Source organism: Mesorhizobium waitakense, assembly GCF_056431085.1.
In genome coordinates this window covers 1-3,330 of the sequence record NZ_JBWKME010000247.1, presented here as the reverse complement: position 1 = coordinate 3,330, position 3,330 = coordinate 1, and the positions used below count along the sequence as shown (strand labels likewise).

Genomic DNA, 3,330 nt, shown 5'->3' with positions numbered 1-3,330 from the left:
ATGCCGAGCCCCTGTCTTGATCGTGAAGGTATCAAGCGCCTTGCCCGCGATTATCGATCCAGACCGGTCGTTGACACTCGGCATAGTTTTGTCCTTCAAAGGGCGTTCAGGAATTCCAGAAGCCGGTCGTTTGGTCGAAATCGTTCGGCCTTTCGGCGTTCATAGGGCTTCAGCTTGGCAAGCGCGGATTCCTTCAGTTCAAGATGTGCGTGAAGGTAGGTCAGGGTCGTTTCCATCGTCTCATGGCCCAGCCACAGGGCGATGACCGAACAATCGACGCCCGCCTGCAGCAACTCCATGGCAGCGCTGTGCCGTAACACGTGGGGCGACACGCGTTTCGAGCGAAGCGGGACGCAGTGCTCACGCGCCTTGGCGACATATTTGTTCAGCAGCGCCTGCACGCTGTCGGAACTGAGCTTGCCGCCGTGCACGTTCGGAAATAGGGCCGTTGCGCCGCGCTTCCTTGGTTCCTTGAGCCAACACTGAAGGGCTTGCTGTGCAACCTTGGTGAGCGGCGTACTTCGCTCTTTCCGGCCCTTGCCGATACATCGCACATGGGCACCGCGGCCAAGCATCACGGAGTCCCGGTCGAGATCAACGATCTCCGAGACCCGCAGCCCCGTTTGCACGGCCAGCAACAGCAGAGTGTGATCGCGCCGACCCAGCCATATGCTACGGTCCGGGCAGGCCAGGATCGCTTCAATCTCGGGTCTGGTGAGAAACTGAAGCTGCCGCTTGTCGGATCGCTTGCTCGGGATCGCGAGCACGCGTTGGATGTGGGCGCTGTGCGCCGGCTCTTCGAACGACGCATATCTGAAGAAAGACCGAATGGCCGTGAGACGGAGATTCCGCGTCCTTACCGAGGCGGTTCGGGTCGTCTCGAGATCCTCTAGGAATGCCCCGATGAAAGGCGCGTCGAAATCCCGAAGCGTCAACTGCGACGGGAACTTGCCAAGGCGTGTCTGCGCGAATGCAAACAGGAGCCGGAAGGTGTCTCGATAGGAGGCGATGGTGTTGGAGCTTACGCCTCGGTGTCGCATGAGACGATCGGTAAACCACCGCTCTATCAGCACGGCCAGATGGTTCCCGCCGCTCATGAGCTAACCTCCCACCGCTCATCCAATCGCCGTGCGGCATGGGTCATCAGTTCCGGCGCGGCGGATAGGTACCAGTAGGTGTCGCGAACATTGACGTGGCCTAGAAAGGTCGAGAGGACCGGCAGTTCGCGCTCGACGTCTTCGCCCGCACGATACCAGTTGATCAGGGCCTGGACGGCGAAACGGTGGCGGAGATCATGAATCCGCGGACCGTTGCGCTGCCCCTTCTGCCGCAGTCCGATCTGTCGCGAGAGCTTCCAGAACACGCGGTGCACGTATTGGTGCAGCAATCTCCCGCCCTGCTCGGCGACAAAGAAATAGGGGCTGCGCGGCTTGCCGAGATGCGCGTCGCGTCGCGCGGCATAGTCCGACAGCACGGCAACCGTCGTGGCATGGAGCGGCACCAGCCGCGACTTGCCGAACTTCGTCTCGCGAATGGTGAGAATGCCCTGGCCGAGATCGACATCATCCCTGTGCAGGTCGAGCGCTTCGGAATGGCGCAGCCCGGCCACCGCTATCAATCCGAACAAGCAATGATATGTCCAGCGGCGCAGGGCCTTGGCCGGCGGCAGCATCAGTGCCGCCGCCAGAAGCGCCGAGATCTCGGCATCGCTATAGATGTAGGGCTTTGCCCGCCGGGGCGCCGGCACTGCATCTTGAGGTGGCACTTCCGTCATGGGGTCGAAATGAACGAGGTGCTGAGCGAAGCAGCGCACATCGGTCAGGCGGATGGACCAGCTCGGTTGCCGACCGATCGACGTCACCCACTCCATCGCCAGCCCCGCGGCGATGGTCTCGGCGTCGCGAGCCTCCATGAAGGTGACGAAATCCGACAGACGTCGGGCGGGGCCGTGGTATTTGTATCCTAGCCCCTGGCGCATGCCCAGATAGCGCTCGAGCGCTGTTCGAAGCCGGCTCATTGGACGCCTCCTGGCCAAGGCAGGCTCAGTTCGCGCAACTTCTCGATATCGAGCTTGGCATAGATTCTCGTGCTGTCGATGCTCCGGTGACGAAGCAATTGGCCGATCTCGGCAAAGCTGGCCCCCGACCGCAGCAGGTCGGTTGCAAGGCTGTGGCGAAAGAGGTGGGCGCCGTGGTGCGCACAACCGTCAATCCCTGCTCGATCGAGGGCCTCCTTCGCGATCATCGTGATGGCGCAGCCGGAGGCAAAACCGACATGTGGCGCAAGCGTCCGCAAAAACAGCCGACGACACGCTGAAGCCGGTCGCCCATGCCGGATATACGCGACGATAGCTTCGCCGACATCGTGGCGAAGCGGCATCGCCGCTTGCCGTCGTCCCTTGCCATGGACGACGATGCTGCCCGACTGCCAGTCGATGTCGTCGAGATTGAGCGCCGCAACCTCGCCGGCGCGCAAGCCGAGCTTGGCCAGGACCATCAGAACCGCATAGTCCCGGAGCCCCATTGCCGTGGCCCGATCGCAGGCATCGAGAACCTGCTGGACCTTCTCTGGCGGCAGGAAGGTTGGCAGGCCAGCAAGCCGCCAGCGACGTATTGATGGCACGCAATTGGCCAAGGCCACCGCAATGAAGCCCTTCACATGCAAAAAGCGCATGAAGGCGCGCACCACCCCGCACATTGCCTTGCCGCTGTCGGCGGAGCCATCAAGAGCATGTCGCTCGACATAGCCGATGACGATCTCTGGAGTGAGCGCCGCGAACCCGTCAGCGCCAGCCGGACAGGTCTCCTGCAGAAACCGATACGCGAGGAGCTTGTGACGTTCCACCGTGGTGAGGGCCAGACCTCTCTCGCTCGTGAGATAGGCCGCGAATGCCTCAACAATCTGCTCTTGCTCCGTGGGCTCGATTGGAGGCGCGGCCGGAACCAAGCCTTCATCTCGCAATGCGGAAAGCAAGCGCCGGAGAGCTGCCCGGTCCCCCGCGTTGATGCTCCAGTGCTTCGAGCGGTGCTCAAGATACTGCTCAACGTGGGCTTCTCCTAAATCCCGGGGATCGTGCCCGTTGCCGACGTGCCAATCCATCAGGTCACGAAACAGGCTTAGCGATCGCCGCGTACACTGCTGTGCAAAGCCTTCGTCCGACAATCTCGCCGCGTAAACCCGTGAAAACTCGCCATAGGGACCGTGGATCAGCTTCCGGTAAAGCTTGCTGCGTTGCAGATACTCATTCGCGTTCATATGTCCTCTCCTTCGCGCCAATCGCGACGGAGAGACCCTAATCTATGCCGAACATGCAGCGGCTAAGTCATAAAA

3 protein-coding genes are annotated in these 3,330 nt (G+C 61.6%); all 3 read right to left on the bottom strand.

The genetic code is table 11. The features are described from left to right. Window positions 1–95: 95 nt before the first annotated feature. Genes AC07FD_RS39585 through AC07FD_RS39575 form a run of 3 tightly spaced genes read right to left on the bottom strand, consistent with a single transcriptional unit; the run spans window position 96 to window position 3,255 of the window. Window positions 96–1,097: a tyrosine-type recombinase/integrase gene (locus AC07FD_RS39585; RefSeq protein WP_478354224.1), complete on the bottom strand. Its 1,002-nt coding sequence runs from the start codon at window positions 1,095–1,097 to the stop codon at window positions 96–98. After that, window positions 1,094–2,017, bottom strand: coding sequence for a tyrosine-type recombinase/integrase (locus AC07FD_RS39580; protein WP_478354223.1), 924 nt, complete (start codon window positions 2,015–2,017; stop codon window positions 1,094–1,096). Before AC07FD_RS39580 ends, AC07FD_RS39585 begins: the two co-directional genes overlap by 4 nt. Further along, window positions 2,014–3,255, bottom strand: a complete 1,242-nt coding sequence (locus AC07FD_RS39575) for a site-specific integrase (protein ID WP_478354222.1) — start codon at window positions 3,253–3,255, stop codon at window positions 2,014–2,016. Before AC07FD_RS39575 ends, AC07FD_RS39580 begins: the two co-directional genes overlap by 4 nt. Window positions 3,256–3,330 lie beyond the last annotated feature (75 nt).

Excerpts from the sequence above, each read along its gene's own strand:
- AC07FD_RS39580 (WP_478354223.1), bottom strand. The coding sequence starts at position 2,017 with ATGAGCCGGCTTCGAACAGCGCTCGAGCGCTATCTGGGCATGCGCCAG.
- AC07FD_RS39575 (WP_478354222.1), bottom strand. The coding sequence starts at position 3,255 with ATGAACGCGAATGAGTATCTGCAACGCAGCAAGCTTTACCGGAAGCTG.
- AC07FD_RS39585 (WP_478354224.1), bottom strand. The coding sequence starts at position 1,097 with ATGAGCGGCGGGAACCATCTGGCCGTGCTGATAGAGCGGTGGTTTACC.